Source organism: Rhodanobacter sp. A1T4 (genome assembly GCF_014207185.1).
GTDB lineage: Bacteria > Pseudomonadota > Gammaproteobacteria > Xanthomonadales > Rhodanobacteraceae > Rhodanobacter.
This window is the reverse complement of record NZ_JACHCP010000005.1, coordinates 21,879-41,224: the sequence shown is the minus strand read 5'-3', so window position 1 is coordinate 41,224 and position 19,346 is coordinate 21,879. Positions and strand designations below refer to the sequence as shown.

Below are 19,346 nucleotides of genomic sequence, written 5' to 3'. Positions count from 1 at the left end.
ACGCTATGCACCTCAACATACATCACGACACCGAACAGGATTGCCTGACCCTGCAGTTTGGCGAGCATTTCGACTTCACCGTGCATCGTGCGTTTCACGATGCCTGCCTGGGCGATCGCAAGCCCGCGCGCAGTTACATCATGGATCTGGGGGAGGTCGGCAGCATGGACAGTTCGGCTCTCGGCATGCTGCTGCTGCTGCGCGAACATGCCGGTGGCGATCGCGCCGAGATTCGTATCGTCAATGCCGGGTCGGCTCTGCGCGGCACCTTGCGTGTGGCGGGCTTCGACAAGCTGTTTGTCCTGCATTGAAAAGAGGAACGCCTGCAGGAGCGTCTATCGTGTTCGATATCTGGCGGGGCGTTGGCTGGCATGGAGTACGCCGTTCACCACCACGGCATTGCCCAAGCGGCGAATACCTGTTCGTGCACCTGCATCGAACTTGAGCAGGCTGTGCTGCAGCTGAAATCAGAGCCGGGGAGAAACAGGTAATTTCAAATACCCGTCGAACGGACGAGTTTGTACAAGGCCGTTGTGCGGATCGGCCAAACGCCGCCAGCGCCAATCTTTCGATCAGCGCTGGATCAGACCCCGTCGAATCGACGAGTCACGTATTGCCGCGGCATCACCGCGACGCAAATTGAATAAATCGGCGTGCCAACAGTTACCAGGTGCGTACATCCGTGATCGCTGCCGAGTAGGTCTGCATGTCGGACTGGTAACGCAGCAGCCTGCCCAGGTCGAAGTCGACTGACTGGCCCGGTGCGATATTGGTGGTGCCGCCTGGCCAGCCCTGTTTGGTCGCCAGCACGGTACCGCTGCCATCTTTGGCATCGACGCGGACCTGCGCGGCGGCGGCCGTGGCGCAATGGTTGACCAATTTGCCCTTGAGGCTCAGGCGTATGGCACCACCGGCACCGGTCGCGCCTGCCTTGAAATCCTCGATCGAGAAATCAGTGGCCGAGCAAGCTGCGTGGGCAGTCAGCGGCGCCAACAGCATGAGGGTAGCGGCAAGTAGATGTTTCATGGGTCAATCCTTTCGTTGCAGATATTTTCTAAACAGCGTCGTCAGAATCGTTATCGACCTTGCCGACCCAAACTTTAGGGTGCGGTTTGCTTGCATGGACGGGATTTTCTTGCGCGCGGTGGCCGCCGTGTCTGTTTTGTATTTCAGCCACGTATCCGAAGATCTTTGCTAGCCATCAGCAGCGAAAAGCCAGCGTGCCGGTTACGCCATTGAGTTTGGCTGTGCCGTGATAGATCCAGTCTTCGGGGTTGTGGGTTAGACGCGGCAGGACGACGAGCGGGTGATCAGTCCGCCAGTAAGTCAGAAGAAAAGATTTGGCGGGCATGTGTTGTGGCAGGCGGGCCGGCGCACAAGTTCACTGCATGCATCACTGATTCGCTGCGGCACAAACCTGCCTGGACTATCGCCATCAGGAAATTGAGATTCGTGAAAGACGCGCAAATTCATGCGAATCAATGCATTACCTTTGGCATAGCGCCAAGATAGTCAAAGCTGTCTAGGCTACTATTCCCCTTCTAAAGCAAATCTCGCTCGGCATATGGCGCCGTCTGCCGTGTGCGTGACCGATGGAATACAACGCCGATGTGGATCGTCAGAATTGCGCTAGAGCGCCCGCTCACTTTTATCGTCTTGGCGCTGTTGTTGCTGATTCTTGGGCCACTCGCTGTTCTGCGTACACCGACCGACATTTTTCCCAATATCAACATCCCCGTCGTGTCGGTGGTCTGGCAGTACACCGGTCTGCCGGCCGATGACATGAACAATCGCATCGTGACTGGCTTCGAGCGTTCGCTCACCACCACGGTCAACGATGTCGAGCACACTGAAACGCAATCATTGAACGGCGTCGGGCTGGTAAAGGTATTTTTCCAGCCGAACGTCAACGTCGATATGGCGATTGCGCAGATCACGGCGATTGCGCAAACCACGGTCAAATCCATGCCGCAAGGCACGACGCCACCGCTGATCATTGTCTACAACGCATCGACAGTTCCGATCCTGCAGTTTGCCTTGTCATCAAAGGAACTTTCCGAGTCGACGATCTTTGACGATGCCAACCAAATCGTGCGTACCTTTGTTACTTCGGTGCGTGGTGCGGCAACACCCTATCCGTACGGCGGCAAGCAGCGTCAGATCCAGGTGGATCTCAATCCGCAAGCGCTTCTCTCGCACGGGCTGGCACCCAGCGATGTCGTCGCGGCGATCGGTGCGCAGAATTTGATTCTGCCGGCCGGCACCGAGAAAGTCGGAGATATCGAGTACAGCGTGCGACTGAATGGCAGCCCGCAGCAGATTAGTGATCTGAACAATGCGCCAATCCGCACCGTCAATGGCATCACCACCTACATCCGTGATGTTGCACTGGTGCATGACGGCTCTCCGCCGCAAACCAATATCGTGCGTGTGAACGGGCAACGCGCCGTTCTGATGTCGATTCTGAAAATCGGTGACGCTTCCACGCTCGATATTGTCGACACACTGCAAAAGATGCTGCCGCGCATTCGTGCGGCCATTCCCCGAAATCTGCAAATCAGCCCTATCTCGGATCAATCGCTCTTCGTCCGCGCCGCTATTTCTGGCGTCATTCGCGAGGGCGTTATCGCCGCGGCATTGACGGGTCTGATGATCCTGCTGTTCCTCGGATCGTGGCGCTCTACGCTGATCATCGCGATTTCCATTCCGCTATCGATCCTCGCCTCGATCATCACGCTTTCCGCCCTGGGCGAAACGATCAACATCATGACGCTGGGAGGTCTGGCGCTGGCCGTTGGCATCCTGGTCGACGATGCCACCGTCACGATCGAAAATATCAATTCGCATCTGGAGGAGGGCAAGGAGGTCTACGACGCCATTCTGGAAGGCGCTCACCAGATCGCCGTGCCGGCACTGGTCTCGACGCTATCCATCTGTATCGTTTTTGTCCCGATCTTCTTCCTGGGCGGGGTAGCCAAATATCTGTTCGCGCCGCTCGCCGAAGCGGTGGTGTTCGCGATGCTGGCGTCGTATGTGCTATCGCGGACGCTGGTCCCGACGCTCTCGCTTTACTGGTTGAAGAAGCATGATCACCATGCAGAACCGACCGGTCCGTTGGGCCGTTTTCAAGCGGGTTTCGAGAAGCGCTTTGAGCGCATTCGCGAAGGCTATCGCGGCACCCTGGAAACTGCCGAGTCCCATCGCGGACTGTTTGCCATCCTGTTTTTCGCGTCCTGCGCGCTATCGGTGGCGTTACTGGTGCCCTGGCTGGGGCGTGACTTCTTTCCGTATGTGGATGGTGGGCAGATCAAGCTGCATTTCCACGCGCAAACAGGCTTGCGCATTGAGGAAACGGCACGCCTGGCCGATGGCATCGAGGACGTCATCAGGCAGGCCATTCCCAAACAGGAACTGGGTAGCGTTGTGGATACGCTGGGGCTACCTTACAGCGGCATCAATCTCTCTTACAGCAACACCGGCGTCATTGGCACATCCGACGGCGACATCTTCGTCACGTTGAACGACGATCATCATCCGACTGTTGATTACGTCCGTTCGCTGCGGCAGGAGTTGAGGAAAAAATATCCCGGTGTCACGTTTTCGTTTCTGGCCGCCGACATTATCGGGCAGATACTCAATTTCGGCTCACCTGCACCCATTGATGTGCAGGTCACCGGACACGATCCGCAAGCGATCTCGACGATAGCCAATGATCTTCTCGGCAAACTGTCGCATGTTCCGGGCCTGGTCGATCTGCGCATTCAGCAGGCGCAAAATCTGCCGCAAATCAACGTTAACGTCGATCGTACCCGCGCGAACCTGGTTGGCCTCACACAACAGGACGTGGCCAGCAATTTGCTCACTGCACTGGCCGGCTCATCCCAGGTCAGTCCTACCTACTGGGTCGATCCGAAATCCGGCATCAGTTATTCGATTGCCACGCAAACACCGCAATATCGACTCGATACGTTGCAAGATCTGAAGACCTTGTCGATCACCAGCGCCAGCGGTGCCACGGGGGCTTCGGTTAACGGCACGACCAGCACGAGTACATCTGCTGGTGGGGCCGCGGGTCAGATATTGGAGAACGTGGCGACTTTTTCGCGCAGCGTTGGCCCGGCCGTGGTCTCGCACTACAGTACGCGGCCGACATTGGATCTATACGGATCAGTCGATCACACCGACCTGGGGAGCGTTGGCAGCGATGTCCAGAAAATTGTTGCCGAGGCATCGAAACATCTGCCGCGCGACGTCGATATCACGGTTCGTGGTCAAGTGCAGACCATGGGCGACTCCTACAGGGGGCTTATCGGTGGCCTGCTGTTCGCGATTGTCCTGGTCTACCTGCTGATCGTGGTGAATTTCCAGAGCTGGGTCGATCCATTGATCATCATCGCTGCCTTGCCTGCGGCACTGGCTGGTCTGGTCTGGATGTTGTTTCTGACCGGCACGCCGTTGTCCGTGCCGGCGTTGATGGGCGCCATCATGTGCATGGGCGTAGCGACCGCAAACTCGATTCTGGTGATCAGCTTCGCACGTGAGCGACTGGATCATCACGACGACCCGGTGAAGGCGGCCATTGAGGCTGGCTTCGCGCGCTTTCGTCCCGTGCTGATGACCGCGTTCGCCATGATTATCGGTATGGTTCCCATGGCATTGGGTTTAGGCGAAGGTGGCGAACAGAATGCGCCGCTGGGTCGTGCTGTGATCGGCGGTCTGTTGCTGGCAACAGCAGCAACTCTCTTCTTTGTTCCAACGTTCTTCAGTCTGCTGCACCGACGCCATCAGGCGCACCGGCACGCGGCTGCCGATTGAGATACTGATCATGTCCAACCCTTCCAGCACACCATCTCAGCGCACGCCCACGTCGCCGCATCGTGCACGGCTTGCGCTTATTATCCTGGCGGCAATACTTGTTGCGCTCGGGGTGTATGGCGTTTTTGAGCGCGTTCACGCGCACCATGAACTAGCCAACGAAACTGACCGGGATGCTACGGCCACTGTTGCGGTGCTTACCCCGAAGGTTGCGCCGGGTAGTCAGTCGCTGAGTTTGCCCGGTACCGTCTCCTCATGGCAGGACGCCCAGATCTACGCACGCACGACCGGCTATGTTGCCAAGTGGTATGTCGACATCGGCGCCAAGGTCAAGAAAGGTCAGCGACTGGCCGACCTGGATACCCCCGATGTCGACAATCAGCTCAGTCAGGGGCAGGCGCAGATGCGCAGCGACCAGGCCAACGCCAAGTTTGCGCAGGTCACGGCTATCCGCTACGACCAACTCGTGAGCACTGGGCTCGTCGCGAAACAATTGGGCGACCAGTACGACGCGCAGGCGAAAGCCGACTTTGCCACGGTGGAGGCCGATCGCTCGAACGTCGCGCGACTGGAAAATCTGGAGCAGTTCAAATACATCAACGCGCCCTTTGATGGTGTCATTACGCAGCGCAACCTCGATGTCGGCGCGTTGGTCGACGCGGGCTCCACCGGAAGCAATTTGTTCGTGATTGCCGATACGACCAAGCTTCGTGTATTCGTGGATGTGCCAGAGATCTATGCCGGCAGCGTGCACATCGGCATGCCCACACAAGTGACGGTGAACAGTTATGGCGCCAAACCTCTCATCGGCACCGTGGCACGCAGCGCGGACGCATTGGACGCCAATAGCCGCACGTTGCGCACCGAGATCGATCTGGACAATGCGGATCAATCCCTTGTTCCGGGCGTTTACGCCACCGTCAAACTTGGCGTTTCAACGACAACACACGATGTGATTGTCCCTGCGAATACGCTGCTCTTCCGTAGCGAAGGTTTACGGGTCGCCTTGGTGGATGCACAAGACAGGATTCATCTGCAGCCGGTCACCATCGGAAGGGATTTCGGCAGTGCGGTCGAAATCACCGAGGGTCTCGATGCCAACTCGCACATCGTGTTGAGCCCGTCAGATTCGCTCTATGAAAACCAGCATGTAAACATCGCCAAGGATGACAAATCCGATAGCGATGCAGCCAAAAAAGAAACGTCAGGCGGTAGCGGTTGATCATTTCGGAAATGGCCAAACCTCGACGTTAAGTAAAGCGGGATAGAACTGTCCTTGGATACTTCGCGCGAACAGACTCTGCTCAAGCGCTCGATTGCGGCCACGCTGATCGTTGGTGCAGCGTGCGTGGGTTTCGGTCTGTGGATGGGCTCCCAGGCGATCATCTTCGACGGCATCTATTCACTGGTCGACGTGTTGTTGACGCTGGTCGTGCTGGCGGTGTCGCGGCTTTTGTCCAATGAAGGCAGTCGCCGGTTTCAATACGGCTACTGGCATCTGGAGCCACTCGTCGTCGCCTTCAACAGCGCGATGCTCAGCCTGGCCTGCGTCTACGCCATGGTCAATGCGATCACTGGCTTGATGAGCGGTGGACATACCTTGGCTTTCGGGCTGGGTGCCGGCTGGGCTGCACTGATCGGTATCGTCAGCCTGACAATTTCCGTTTACATGCTGCGTGGTGCCAAAGCGTTGTCGTCGGAGCTGTTGAGACTGGATGCGCGCGGATGGCTTATCGGTGGCAGCCTCAGTGCCGGCCTGCTGGTCGGTTTCGTTGCAGCGGCCCTGATGGTAAACACGAGCTTGGCTCCTCTGGAGCGCTATGTCGATTCAGCCGTCTTGCTGGTCATCGCGCTTTGTCTGTTGCCCATGCCGGTCATGACGGTATGGCATGCATTGCAGGAAGTGTTGATGGTGGCGCCAGGCGATCTCGATCGTCAGGTTCGCACGATCATGGATGCCCTCATCATCGAGCACGGCTTCCCTGATTACACCAGCTATGTCACCAAGACCGGACGTGTCGACGTCATCGAAATCCATGTGATCGTTCCTGCGGACTATCGTCTGGACGGCATCGGGCAGCTCGATGCCATCCGTCAGCAGATCGCCGACCGGCTAGGCGGGCAGAGCACGCAATACTGGTTGAGTATCGCCTTTACTGGCGATAGAAAATGGGCCTGAACCCATTTGTGTGCGTACGTTGTTGATCAGTCCCGTTGACCTGCTTTGTACTACTTCCACAGCACGTTCAATCTCTTTTAAAGGTGATGTGGAAGGGGTAGACTCAAATGGCTCCGGGGCGCATGTGTGCATGCTGAGATGGCGAAATAGATCGCCGAACCCGCGAACTTGAACCGGCTAATACCGGCGTAAGAAGAGCTATCGTTCAATCCAGTTCATGGGTCGTCCTGCGGCCAACACGGGCCTGGGTTGAAAGATACGGAGCATTCCTATGTGGGTTTTACCTATTGGAGTGCGCCATGAATTCTCTCGTTGAACCAAATGCTCGTGCGCCTATATCCCGCGAGCCGCTCCGTGCATCCGTCAAGGGTTACATCATCGGCAGTCGGCCGAACTTGAAGGTGCCAGTACGCGATATCTCGCTGACGAATGGCGAGGTCATCTCGCTCTACGACACATCAGGTCCCTATACGGATCCGAATGCTCGGACCGACGTTCGTTGCGGATTGGAAAATCTGCGTGGCCCATGGATCGAGGCGAGGGCAGACACGGAAACTTACGCTGGCCGCTCGCCCAGCTCGATCGACGATGGCAGTCGCAATGCGGAGCATATTGCCCAGCTTCGTATCTCGGCCGCAGCGTTGCAGCGTGTGCCGCGCCGAGCTCTTTCAGGGGCGAATGTCAGCCAGATGCACTACGCGCGCCGCGGCATCATCACGGCGGAGATGGAATACGTGGCGTTGCGGGAAAACGGTCGCCGCGAGTGGATGGCCGAGTATCTGGCGGACGAAGAGCGCGCCAAGCGCGTGCAAGGACGATCGATGGGAGCGTCGATCCCGAAGATCATCACTCCTGAATTTGTTCGTGATGAAGTGGCGCGCGGCCGCGCCATCATTCCGGCGAACATCAATCATCCGGAGGTTGAGCCGATGGCCATCGGTCGCAATTTCCGAGTAAAGATCAACGCGAATATTGGCAACTCTGCGGTGACCTCAAGCATTGAGGAGGAAGTCGAGAAGCTGGTGTGGGCGATCCGTTGGGGCGCGGATAATGTGATGGATCTATCCACCGGGCGAGACATTCATACGACACGGGATTGGATCGTCCGCAATAGTCCGGTGCCGATCGGCACGGTGCCTATTTACCAGGCTTTGGAGAAAGTTGGCGGAGTTGCAGAAGCCCTTACCTGGGAAATTTACCGCGACACATTGATTGAGCAAGCGGAGCAAGGGGTGGATTACTTCACCATCCACGCCGGAGTTAGAAAGGCATTCATTGCGCTCACCGCCAAGCGGATGACCGGCATCGTCTCTCGCGGCGGTTCGATCATGGCCAAGTGGTGCATGGCGCATCGCACTGAAAGCTTTCTCTATACGCATTTCGAAGATATCTGCGACATCATGAAGCAGTACGACGTCAGCTTTTCGCTGGGCGATGGACTGCGACCAGGCTGCGGTGCCGACGCCAACGATGAAGCACAGTTTGCCGAGTTGCGGACACTCGGCGAACTGACCCAGATCGCCTGGAAACACGATGTGCAGACCATGATCGAAGGACCGGGTCATGTGCCAATGCACCTGATCCAGTCAAACATGGACGAGCAACTTCGTCATTGTCACGAGGCGCCGTTCTACACGCTGGGGCCGTTGACGATCGACATCGCTCCCGGATATGACCACATCGCATCGGCTATCGGTGCGGCGATGATCGGTTGGGCGGGTACGGCAATGCTTTGCTACGTCACACCCAAAGAGCATCTGGGTCTGCCAGATCGCAATGACGTCAAGCAAGGCATCATCGCGTATCGAATTGCAGCGCATGCCGCGGACATCGCCAAAGGTCATCCGGGTGCGCGCGCCCATGATGATGCGTTGTCGAAAGCGCGCTTTGAGTTTCGCTGGGAGGACCAGTTCAACCTGGGTCTTGATCCAGAAACGGCCCGTGCTTTTCATGATGAAACATTGCCAAAAGACGCCAGCAAGTCGGCCCATTTCTGTTCCATGTGCGGGCCCAAATTCTGTTCGATGAAAATTACGCAGGAGGTTCGGCAGTTTGCCGCCGACGTGGCATCCGATGCATCTGATGCACCGGTGGAAATGGTCTGACATGGCGACGGTGGGCATCGCCGGTGCCGGGTTGCTTGGGCGGTTGATCGCCTGGCATCTTGGCCACTCGGACTATGAGGTTCATGTGTTTGACGCTGCATCGGGGCCGCATCCTGCCTACGACGGACGGGGTGCGGCCGCTTTCAGCTCCGCTGGCATGTTGAGTCCGCTCGCCGAGCTGGATCGAGCTGACCCCGTTGTCGTGACCTTGGGTTGGCGATCAATACAGCTGTGGGAGAAAATTACGGCGCTTCTGCCAGTCGACAACGAACTCAGTGGCGTTTTCGCGAAGGGCTGCTTCGTGCGACGTGCGAGTTTATTGCTTGCCCATCGTGGTGACACAAGCGCCACGCATCGCCTTTTGTCACGTTCGCTCCTTGTCTCATCGGACTGGCCAGCACCCGAGGTCCTGGATGCCAAAACATTGTCGGCTCTTGAACCTGTCCTCCAGTGGACGGGTCATGCGTGGCGACTCGATGGTGAGGCACAGATCCAGCCAGCGGTGACCATGCGATTGCTGTATGCCGACGCGCATCCAACCGTATGCTGGCATTGGAATGCACCGATCGAGCATGTGGAACCCGGATGCCTGCGGGAAACGACCGGCAGATCCAGGTCATTTGATGTGGTCTTCGATGTGCGGGGGCTGGGTGCGCGAACGATTGAAAATTCAACTGAAAGCAACATTGACGTTGGGCAGCTGCGAGGCGTTCGTGGTGAAACGGTGTGGCTGCACGCGTCGGGGCACGGGTTGACTCGTCCGGTCAGACTCTTGCACCCACGGCATAGCGTTTATTTGGTACCTCACAGTGCCGACCGGCTTTTCGTAGGGGCGAGTGAGATTGAAACTGAAGATCGATCGGGGGTATCTGTGCGTAGTGCAATGGAACTTATGGGGGCAGCCTATAGCGTGATGCCAGCCTTGGCCGAGGCACGCATCGATCGTCTTGATCGCAATTTGCGTCCTGCGTTTCCCGACAATGCGCCACGAATCATTGTCGAATCGGGTCTGATCCGGATCAACGGTCTTTTTCGTCACGGATGGATGTTGGCGCCTGCCCTCGTGGAAAGTGCGCTTGTGCGCGCGAAGTTGCCGACGTTTTCGAGATTGGATATCCCGCCGGTCTCTCCAGTTACGGAGGCTTCGCATGGATGAAACATCGCAGGTGGCAATCGAACTGAACGGAGAGATCCGGACGTTTCCGCTGGGCACAACCTTGGCTACTGTCGTGGCAGAACGGGGGTACGACCCGATATCCGTGGCAACGGCGATCAACGGTTCTTTTGTAGCAAGGCACATGCGCCAAGCGTGCATGCTCGGTCAAGGCGATGTTGTCGTGTTTTTCGCGCCGATGGTCGGGGGATGATTATGGACGGCCAAAATACGTGGCGCGTCGCGGGCGTGGAATTGGCAAGTAGATTCTTGCTTGGTTCGGCAGGTTATCCATCTCCCAGGGTGTTGATGGAGTCGATTCACGCGGCGCGGCCTGCGGTCGTTACGGTAGGCCTGAAGCGCGCGTTCGCTGGTGGAGCAGACAACGGGTTCGTCGATGCAATCCATCAGGCAGCGCTCGCGGTAGGGGCCCGATTGTTGCCAAATACGGCCGGGTGCCGGACTGCGCGTGAAGCTGTGCAACTGGCGCATATGGCACGTGAACTCTACGGAACGGATTGGATCAAGCTGGAGGTCGTGGGCGACGACTACACACTTCAGCCAGATCCTAGTGAGCTTCTTGACGCGGCAAGAACGCTGGTCGCTGACGGCTTTGTCGTCTGGCCTTATTGCACGGATGATCTCGTCGGATGCCGCCGCTTACTCGATGCGGGCTGTCCGGTGTTAATGCCGTGGGGAGCGCCCATCGGATCGGGCCAGGGGCTGCTGAATCCTTGGGCGCTTCGCACATTGCGTGAACGACTTCCCGATGCAACTCTCATAGTTGATGCAGGCATCGGTGCGCCGTCGCATGCGGCGCTTGCGTTGGAGATGGGTTACGACGCCGTGCTGCTTAACAGTGCAGTCGCACACGCGGGCGATCCGGTTGCCATGGCAGAAGCTTTCAGGCTGGCGGTTTTAGCGGGTCGCGTCGCATGGAAAGCGGGTGCCATGGCTCGACAGGATTTCGCGGTACCCAGCACGCCCACGGGTAATTACGCACTAGGTCCGCGCATTTCTTAGCTCATTAATGTGAGCAAGCTGATCTGATCATCGACGTGATCATCAGGTCGCCTGGCTGCTTCCATAGCCTGCAAAAACGCTGGAACGGTCTTGGTCGGGTCAGCCCCCAAACCGCGCAATACACACACGCCATCGGCACCGCTGTTAACGGCGGCAGCCGCTTGAGCGGGTTCGAGTATGCCGCCAATCGCGACAACGGGAGCACCTGCCATCCGGCACCACCAGCGGAGCCTATCCAGGCCCTGAGGGCGCCAGGGCATGTTCTTGGTTGTCGTAGGCCAGATCGGCCCGCACGCCACGTATCGCGGTCCCAGACTACGCGCTCGCGCCAGTTCCCACAGGCTATGTGAGCTGATGCCTAGTGCCAGTCCTCCGGATTCGCGAAGGGCATCGCGTTCGTTGTCGCTCATGGCAAGAAGGTCTTCCTGGCCAAGGTGCAGACCGGGAGCATTTTCCTCGCTGGCGAGTTTTCGATGGTCGTTGATAAAAAACGCTATGCCGGCTGAAGCGCAGAGCCTAATCGCCGTACGAACTTCTTCGCGCAGCAAACTATCGGGCAATCCTTCTTCCCGCTTGATGCGCAGCTGTAACGTGCGAACGCCACTGCTCAAAAGATCGGGAATACGCGATGCACGGTCGGTGATCGCATAGAGACCGATGGCAGAACGAATGATCTCCGGTCTGTGGAACGAAACGAAACTTTGGCGAGCGCTCCACGAGAGTTGCGGCATCAGCGTCGGGTCTGAAACGAAGTCGGTATTTGCCTGTACCGGACCAGCACCCGAGCCGGCACGGTACCCATGCCGCAGCGCTTGTGCGGTGGCCATCTTGGCCAATACGAGTGCATCTGCCAGCGCGAATCCGTGCGCCAGAGATGCGGCAGCACTTGTGGCGAAAGTACAGCCCGTCCCATGGTTGTTCGCCGTATAGATACGCGGCAAGGCGAGCCACCCGACTGCATCGGCTGTATCTATCCAATCGAGCGCCAGCTCAGAGTTCTCGTCGCCGCCGGTAATGCAGATCCCTTGAACGCCACACGCGCGCAGGGCAGCAGCCAGGGCAGGGACGTCAAGTTCATCGTTATCGGCTTGACCAAGCAGCCGCCGGGCTTCGCTACGATTTGGCGTAATGAGCGTCGCACGCGGTAATAACAAATCCCGGTACGCCGTTATCGTCTCGTCGTCGACAAACGATGCACCGCTACTTGAACCCAGCACGGGATCGACCACCAAGGCCAACGGTCTGACGGCACGCAAACGATCAATCCATCGTGCGACTGTTCGAATCTGCTCTATTCCGCCAAATAGACCTGTTTTTATTACAGCTGGTGGCATGTCTCCATTAAGCGCTTCCATCTGCGCATCAATCACGTCGACTGGTAGTGCGTGGATTCGCGCCACGCTTTGCGAGTTCTGCGCCGTGACCGATGTGACGACGCTGCAAAGATGTACGCCAAAGCTATCGGCTGCTCGTTGATCTGCGGCCAAACCCGCACCACCGCCGCTGTCGGTACCGGCAATAGACCAGATGACAGGCTTAATCACGACAAGGCCTTGGAGCGTGCACCGCGGCCGATGAGCAGCATCGCGAATGACTTATTTCATTAAATTCAGGGACTGGAGTAGGGACTGACGGGTCCTCAAACCGGAGTATATATCCGGGCAAAACGGCTGTGCGGGAAACCATAGATTGGCCGCGCCTGTAAAGCATAGTTTGGCCACCTCAGCAGGCAGACAACGGTAAGGGCGGCTCGGCTGAGTCAATTCCCAGCCCTGAAGCAGGCCCTTTCGTGAGGCTGGCAAGTTACACCGCACAGCCTGACCAGCATTGCCAACCAGTTGACTATCCGACGGAAGGCGCTGGTCGACCCAAAGTGGACCGCCGACGGTTGTTGCGTGTGGCCGAAAGGGAGTGAGATTACGTGATAGCGCGAACCCACGTGGATCCGGGTAGCGCATGAGAGGGCAGGTGCCACCTGCGCCGCGACACTCCCCGATAGAAAGAGTCCAGCCCCACCACATGCAACGGCGCAAAGTAAGTGGGTGAAGTTTCTAGCGAATAGTCTTTTCATCTCGGTCTCCCGGCCTTCAATTTCTGCCGACATATTTCCACTCGCCTCATCAGGCGGCGGTAGGATCTGGCAAGCGACGACTGGCATGTGCACCCACTACGTGGGACACCATTTTTTGAGGGAAAAACCATCCGAACGATATGTCGTCGGCCAAGGGTGACTGGCATCCTCTGGCGAGATTTCGGCACCGGCGAAAAGGATTGCTGGTTGCTGCTGAGGTTGGGGTTGAGCGCAGGCGCGTGCGCGAGACGGCGGTGTGTACGGAGCTTCACCGCATTGCCGCTCGTCCAATCACCAGATCGACGTTAAATGATGTCGTTCAGCACCAGCACCACGGCGGTTCCTCTTCATGTCTTCACGAATTCGGCTTCAACGAGAATAGTGACTTCGTCAGCTTCTAACGGGATCCATTCTCCGACACCAAACTCTGACCTCTTGAACGTAGCCTCGCCAGAAAAGCCCATGCGTGATTGAGCAAATCCAAGGTGAGTGACATTTAGAGCTACCGGTTTTTTTACGCCGTGAAAATCTAAAACTCCATCAACCAGAATATGGTTGCCGACAATTTTTACCGTCGCCGAGTTGAACGTAAGAGATGGGTATTTATCCGTCTCGAAATATTTGCTCGCTATTTTTTTATCGAATACCTGGTCGCCGGTATCGACTGATTTCGGATCTATGGATATCTCGACATCTGACGCGGCTGCATGATGCGGGTCGAATGCAAATCGACCTGATACAGCGTCAAAGCGAAGCGTGTAGTGAGACAAGCCCATGTGGACAAGTTTTGCGGTCACCGAAGTGTGGTGCGGGTCGAGTTTGTATTCACCCGCCGCCACGACCTTCGGGTTCGTTGAAACGTTCAAGGACTTATATTGGGTTGCGGCGGTTACATCTTCCGCCGAGCTTCGATCCCTTTGAGTGGCCATAGCGATTGGGGCCGCAACCAGCAGTGCAGCGAAGGCGGCGTTTCGCATCGTCACCAGTTTTACGTTAACAACAGGCATTGTAATTTCCTTTGACTTGGCGCGACCGAAGCCACCCCTGATCGAGGGCGACGAATGTCGCCCCGTTGGATGGCGTGCTTAACTATTTAAGTTGCGAAGTTCGCTGCAACCATCGATAGATCCCGAACGGACCTGGCGAAGCCTCGACGCTATTTCTCAGCGATCCCTTCAGCGCGATCCATCCGCATCATGAAACCCCAGCCGTAACGTCCTCTCATGTCAGGCGTATTGCCGTCGATGGCGACGACGATGTCGTTCGTGCCTTTGTGCAGAGGAAGATCGAAGCCGTCGTTCTCCAGTGATAGGCGACCATCGGGCGCTTTTCGACCGCCTTTTACGTTGTAGAGGTTCTTGCCGGAAAATACGGGTTTGCCGTCGGCGAACACCCAAATCTCACGCAGCCAGCCTACGGCCACGTGCCGAACCTGTTCGCGATCGGACTGCACCGTGGTGCGAAGCCAGATCACTTGCGGAGGCGCGTGTTTCGGCGTTGGCGCGTGAAATCGGCTCAAATTGATAAGGCCGCCGTAGTCAGCCGTGACAGGCGACCAACGCGAGCCGGACGATGGCATGTTCGACAGGCTTAGATGGTCCGTGGTGTCCATCGATACGGGTTCGATGTCTTGCCACCGAACGAGGTAACGACGATCGCCTGCGGCAAGGTCAACTGGAGCTTTGGGGGCCAGGCCATCAGTCACGCCGGGCGCAAGCGTAAGGTTGGCGTAGTAGGCGGTGCCCTCGAACGCGATGGTTCCGGTACTCGCTTCGCCTTCCAGATGCGCAACGCGTAACGATGGTTCCGTTCGTCCATTCACGTATACGTTCATCCGCTTGCCTGAAATAACGAGGCGAATGTGATTCCATTCGTTTTCGCGAAAGGGCGCCGACGCTTGATACTGCGGATAGACGTCCCACAGCACACGGCCTTTGATGATAGGGACGTACTGCAGGCAGTCCTGGGATGCGGGGCAGTCGGGACTGACCCGGATATACAGCATGTCGGCAGTGTCGCCGTCGTTCTGGTGAAAACGAATGCCCGGCATTTCTTCGCCAACGGGCTTGATGTCGAACTCGATCGTGCCGTTATCGAAGTGCTGGTCTTTCAGCGCAACAAAGCCTTCCTCGCTCTCGGAGGTCACTTGCAGTATGCCTTGCGGGAACGCCTCCTTAGCGATAAACGACGCATTGCCGCTCGCCAGCCAGTTACCCGCCACCAAGGGAATCGGCAAGGGAGTGGCGGTCGAGGCGAAAGCCGATGCAGCGCCAAAAACGCCAAGTGCGCAGACTGAACGAACGAATCGCTTTTGCATGGGTATCTACTGCAGGTTGAGTGCGAACACCTTAGCGGCGTGTTCCGCCGGCGTCTCGCCAGATGATGCGAAGCGGATCGAGAGCGTGTCGAGACGGAAGATTCACGTGCCTATTGGATTTTTGCAGCCACCGTAAAGCTCAGCATCGCTTTCAAAGTGATGGGTGACACTCATCGTTCACTTGGTGTCTATCCTTGACCGGTTGAAGACGCCCTTAGGCCAGTTCGTAACATTTACGCCCTCACCGCCGTCAGGAGAACCTATTTTTGCCGCATTGCCATGCGCGTCTATCATAATGAGGCATTATGAAAAAGATAATTTTTATCGGGATCATCCTTCTGCTATTCGGTTCCAACGTAGCTGCGATGGATCGACCTGGGACCCCCGCTGATACGGCTCCACAAGATGTGGCAGACATCCAGCGTGTTATGGAAACTTTTCATCATGCCGTAGCTACACATGACGGCGAAGGCGTTTCCGAACTCTTTCTCGACCACGGCAGCACGTGGGTGACCGTGCTGTCCGACAAGGCGTTCGCCGCCTCGCGGGCGAAGAACGCATCGGCGCAGAAAGTCCACGTCAGCAGCTATCGGGATTTTTTCGCCTTTGTATCGAGCACAAAATCGGATCTCGATCCTCGCCATACCGACGTTCGTATTCATAGCGACGGTGCGGTGGCCTCGGTCTATTTTCATTTCGACTTTGTCATCGATGGCAAAGTCGAAAACCGCGGCGACGAAACCTGGCAACTGGTCAAGACGGTGGATGGCTGGCGTATCGTTGCCATCACGTACTCCTCGAATCCCGGGGCCGCCTGAACCGATCAAGCAATCGTCCCATCAAGTTGCGACGGTTCGATCGAGGCGCCCTCCCGATCGAACGGGTGCTCGCTTAAACGTGTAAGGACGACAGTGCTACCGATTTGGAACCATACTCAACGTATGGAAAACAGCTCCTTTAGCAAGCTACGTCTAGCGCTTGTCTCACTGCTAGCTTGGACGGCGGTCGGCGTCGTTTTCGCGGTACCGCGTCTTGCGTCGAACGCGGCGTGGTGGTTCGTGCTGCGCGGTTCGTTGGCGGATTGGTGGGCCTGGGGATTGCTGGTTCCGGTGATTGTTGCGGTGGATCGACGCCTGCCCATAGCAGTGAACAACGTGAGAACGCGGCTCGCTGCCCATATCGCCATTGGCATTCCGACCACCTTGGTTTACAGCTACATCGCTGCACTGCTTCAGGTGATCGCAGGTGTGATGGCATGGCCAGGTGCGATCGGCCTCGGTCCCCTGCATGAGGCAATGAAGGGGGGATTGTTGTGGAATCTCCTGGTCTACCTGCTCGTGGTCGGCGGTTGGCAAGCGGTGCAATACAGCCAGCACTATCTGGCTTCGCAGCTAAGGCTCGAGCGGTTGGAGCGCAATTTTTCCGAGGCGCGTTTGAATGTCCTGCGGATGCAGCTCGATCCACACTTCCTTTTCAATGCGCTGAATACCATCTCCTCCCTCGTCGGAAGTCAGCCCAAGCTTGCGCGTGGAATGATCGAGCAGTTAGGCGATCTGCTGCGTCTTTCGTTGGAGTCCGGACGCCGGCAGCAGGTACGTCTCAGCGAGGAGCTGGAATTCCTCGGCCATTACCTTGCCATCCAGAAGACGCGCTTTGGCGATACTTTGCATGTCGTCGTCGATGTTCCCGCTTCCGCTCACCATATTTTGGTACCAAGCCTGATCCTGCAGCCACTGGTCGAGAACGCGGTTCGCCATGGATTAGCGCCGCGACCCGGCGGTGGTACCGTTTGGGTGCGCGCGGCGATCGATGCTGCCGTGTTGCACCTCACCGTCGAGGATGATGGCGTCGGGCTGGGTGATACATGGACGGACGATCAGGCTGGGCTAGGGCTAAGCGTCACCCGCGAGCGCATCGCCATGCTCCATCCTGCGCAGGATGCAGGTCTCCATATCGGTTCGCGCGAAGGCGGCGGCACGCGCGTTCGTATCTTGATACCCATGCGCACGGCTGAGGTGCTTGGCGATGAGTGAGCTGCATGCTTATCGGGTTCTTGTCGTCGATGACGAGCCGCCGGCACGCCAACGTCTGCGCGAGTTATTGGACGGTGATCCGGATATTGGCGAAATAACGGAAGCCGAGAACGGGCTCGACGCTGTCGAAGCCATCCTGCGAGAGAACCCGGACGTCGTTTTTCTAGATGTTCAAATGCCGGGGCTCGACGGCCTGAGCGTGATCGAGACGATTGGCATTGAGCGCATGCCCGTCACGATATTTGTGACGGCCTTCGATCAGCATGCTGTGCGCGCCTTCGAATCGGCCGCTATCGACTATGTGCTCAAGCCCTACGGCGACGAGCGGATGGAGGCCGCCTTCTCCCGCGCCAAGGCGCGCCTCGACGATAAATACGTGCGCGAAGTCGGTCAGAGCGTCCTCAAGCTGCTCGATGACCATCGCCTGGAAAAACCGTTTCTCGATCGCGTGGTGATTCGCGAACGCGACAAGACCGAGCTGATCCGCGTTGAATCGATCGACTGCATCGAAAGTGCGGGAGTCTACGTCGCGTTGCATGTGGGAAGCGAACGTATCATCCATCGCGCCGCCCTCGGCGAACTCATCGGACGGCTCGATCCGCGCCGCTTCGTTCGCGTGCATCGCTCGACCGTCGTCAACATCGACAGCATTCTGCACTTGGAGCCGGCGAGCCACGGCGAATTCGATCTCGTCTTGCGAAGCGGCCACCGTGTTCATGTCAGCCGGACGTTTCGACCGTTGCTTGAGGCTCGGCTCGGGCAACCCTTGTGAGCTGGAGACCTCATCTCCGATCAGGAAAAGACATGCGCCTTATTTTTCACACAGCATCGGCTGATGAAACTAGGCGGCAAGATCAAGCTTCCTTTCCGCCTCATCTAGGTAAGCGCCCGCTTTGACACGTACCGCATCACCCGCTACGCCAAGCTGGATCGGTTCGAGACTGTCGACCAGCTTTACCGCACCAGCGTCGGCAAGATCGACAAAAAACTGCTCCGCGCCCGTTTTGTCGAAGCGTCCAAGAAGGCAGTAGCGCAGACCTAAACGCGGTTGTGCGATGGATAGAAATCGGGTCGGCACACATGCATGCACAGGCCGGGTTGCGTTCGATATAGCGTAGCCGCGCGGCAGGTAAGGTTTCGTGGTCAACCAGAGACGATTTTCAGTACCCTCCCAGAGCAAGGGGAAGGCACTCCGCTCCTGGTTTTCCTGTCGACGATAGCGGTATGTCAGCCGGGATGAAGCTGACGAGCAGCAGCGTCGGCCGTGTCTTCCGGGCGCGTGTTGAATGCGATGACGGCACCCGGCGCTGCCTTATGGACAATGTTTACCACCGTCTCGAACAGCGCCAAGCTTTTTGGCGGAATTCTGATGCCGCCACCGATCACTACACAGTCATAGGTTGCGCTCTTCAGTTGTTTTTCGAGCGTGGTGCCGCCGGCCTCATCGGGAGTGATCATGCACGTGTCGCCTTGCCACCCGCGTTCCTGGATCTTGGTAACGGCAACGGCAATACCGGCGTTGATCTTGTCAGCATCAAAGCCCGGGGGAAGCGACGGGTCGGAAAAATCCACGGTCTCCGGTTTCTGACCGACGAACAGGATGCGGGTCATTCGGTTTTCTCCATTCAATGTAGGAGTTGGAAAACTCTA

The 19,346-nt window shown here is 57.4% G+C and carries 17 protein-coding genes and 1 riboswitch; of the genes, 11 read left to right on the top strand and 6 right to left on the bottom strand.

Annotated features, from left to right (window positions below; genetic code table 11):
* The first annotated feature begins 5 nt into the window (after positions 1-5).
* The gene (locus HDE80_RS11125) at positions 6-311 is read left to right on the top strand and encodes an STAS domain-containing protein (protein ID WP_184670854.1); all 306 of its coding nucleotides are present in this window, start codon (positions 6-8) and stop codon (positions 309-311) included.
* A 352-nt stretch (positions 312-663) separates the two neighbouring features.
* Here HDE80_RS11125 and HDE80_RS11120 read toward each other — a convergent pair whose 3' ends face one another.
* Positions 664-1,026: a hypothetical protein gene (locus HDE80_RS11120; protein ID WP_184670852.1), complete on the bottom strand. Its 363-nt coding sequence runs from the start codon at positions 1,024-1,026 to the stop codon at positions 664-666.
* A gap of 582 nt (positions 1,027-1,608) precedes the next feature.
* Between HDE80_RS11120 and HDE80_RS11115 the strand changes: the two genes are divergently transcribed.
* The 7 genes from HDE80_RS11115 (at position 1,609) to HDE80_RS11085 (ending at position 11,275) form a co-directional block, all read left to right on the top strand.
* On the top strand, positions 1,609-4,815 hold the full coding sequence (locus HDE80_RS11115) for an efflux RND transporter permease subunit (RefSeq protein ID WP_184670850.1): 3,207 nt from the start codon (positions 1,609-1,611) through the stop codon (positions 4,813-4,815).
* A 10-nt stretch (positions 4,816-4,825) separates the two neighbouring features.
* The gene (locus tag HDE80_RS11110) at positions 4,826-6,037 is read left to right on the top strand and encodes an efflux RND transporter periplasmic adaptor subunit (RefSeq protein ID WP_184670848.1); all 1,212 of its coding nucleotides are present in this window, start codon (positions 4,826-4,828) and stop codon (positions 6,035-6,037) included.
* Between the two features lie 54 nt (positions 6,038-6,091).
* Positions 6,092-6,994, top strand: a complete 903-nt coding sequence (locus tag HDE80_RS11105; RefSeq protein ID WP_255483705.1) for a cation transporter — start codon at positions 6,092-6,094, stop codon at positions 6,992-6,994.
* Between the two features lie 104 nt (positions 6,995-7,098).
* A riboswitch (TPP riboswitch) is annotated at positions 7,099-7,206 on the top strand.
* 87 nt (positions 7,207-7,293) lie between these two features.
* Positions 7,294-9,099 (top strand): phosphomethylpyrimidine synthase ThiC, encoded by a 1,806-nt coding sequence (gene thiC, locus HDE80_RS11100; protein ID WP_184671423.1) that lies wholly within the window; start codon positions 7,294-7,296, stop codon positions 9,097-9,099.
* Between the two features lies 1 nt (position 9,100).
* Positions 9,101-10,255 (top strand): FAD-dependent oxidoreductase, encoded by a 1,155-nt coding sequence (locus tag HDE80_RS11095; RefSeq protein ID WP_184670846.1) that lies wholly within the window; start codon positions 9,101-9,103, stop codon positions 10,253-10,255.
* Positions 10,248-10,466: a sulfur carrier protein ThiS gene (gene thiS / locus HDE80_RS11090; protein ID WP_184670844.1), complete on the top strand. Its 219-nt coding sequence runs from the start codon at positions 10,248-10,250 to the stop codon at positions 10,464-10,466. Before HDE80_RS11095 ends, thiS begins: the two co-directional genes overlap by 8 nt.
* Positions 10,463-11,275, top strand: a complete 813-nt coding sequence (locus tag HDE80_RS11085; protein WP_255483704.1) for a thiazole synthase — start codon at positions 10,463-10,465, stop codon at positions 11,273-11,275. Before thiS ends, HDE80_RS11085 begins: the two co-directional genes overlap by 4 nt.
* On the opposite strand, the gene thiD is transcribed toward HDE80_RS11085, so the two are convergent.
* From thiD to HDE80_RS11070, 3 genes are all read right to left on the bottom strand, one after another.
* Positions 11,272-12,819 carry a bifunctional hydroxymethylpyrimidine kinase/phosphomethylpyrimidine kinase gene (gene thiD / locus HDE80_RS22360; protein ID WP_184670842.1) on the bottom strand — a complete coding sequence of 516 codons (1,548 nt, stop codon included), beginning with the start codon at positions 12,817-12,819 and terminating at the stop codon, positions 11,272-11,274. The two genes, HDE80_RS11085 and thiD, sit on opposite strands and share 4 nt — an antisense overlap.
* Before the next feature lie 874 nt (positions 12,820-13,693).
* The gene (locus HDE80_RS11075; protein WP_184670840.1) at positions 13,694-14,353 is read right to left on the bottom strand and encodes a YceI family protein; all 660 of its coding nucleotides are present in this window, start codon (positions 14,351-14,353) and stop codon (positions 13,694-13,696) included.
* Between the two features lie 149 nt (positions 14,354-14,502).
* Positions 14,503-15,663, bottom strand: a complete 1,161-nt coding sequence (locus HDE80_RS11070; RefSeq protein ID WP_184670838.1) for a family 16 glycoside hydrolase — start codon at positions 15,661-15,663, stop codon at positions 14,503-14,505.
* Positions 15,664-16,091: 428 nt separating this feature from the next.
* Between HDE80_RS11070 and HDE80_RS11065 the strand changes: the two genes are divergently transcribed.
* The 3 genes from HDE80_RS11065 (at position 16,092) to HDE80_RS11055 (ending at position 18,468) form a co-directional block, all read left to right on the top strand.
* A complete protein-coding gene (locus tag HDE80_RS11065; RefSeq protein ID WP_184670837.1) occupies positions 16,092-16,481 on the top strand; it encodes a DUF4440 domain-containing protein in 390 nt (129 codons plus the stop codon).
* A 123-nt stretch (positions 16,482-16,604) separates the two neighbouring features.
* Positions 16,605-17,696 (top strand): histidine kinase, encoded by a 1,092-nt coding sequence (locus HDE80_RS11060; RefSeq protein ID WP_184670835.1) that lies wholly within the window; start codon positions 16,605-16,607, stop codon positions 17,694-17,696.
* Positions 17,689-18,468 (top strand): LytTR family DNA-binding domain-containing protein, encoded by a 780-nt coding sequence (locus HDE80_RS11055; protein WP_184670833.1) that lies wholly within the window; start codon positions 17,689-17,691, stop codon positions 18,466-18,468. Before HDE80_RS11060 ends, HDE80_RS11055 begins: the two co-directional genes overlap by 8 nt.
* Positions 18,469-18,537: 69 nt before the next feature.
* Here the strand turns inward: HDE80_RS11055 and HDE80_RS11050 are convergent, their stop codons facing one another.
* A complete protein-coding gene (locus HDE80_RS11050) occupies positions 18,538-18,876 on the bottom strand; it encodes a hypothetical protein (protein ID WP_184670831.1) in 339 nt (112 codons plus the stop codon).
* Between the two features lie 47 nt (positions 18,877-18,923).
* The gene (locus HDE80_RS11045) at positions 18,924-19,307 is read right to left on the bottom strand and encodes a hypothetical protein (protein WP_184600216.1); all 384 of its coding nucleotides are present in this window, start codon (positions 19,305-19,307) and stop codon (positions 18,924-18,926) included.
* Between the last annotated feature and the right edge of the window lie 39 nt (positions 19,308-19,346).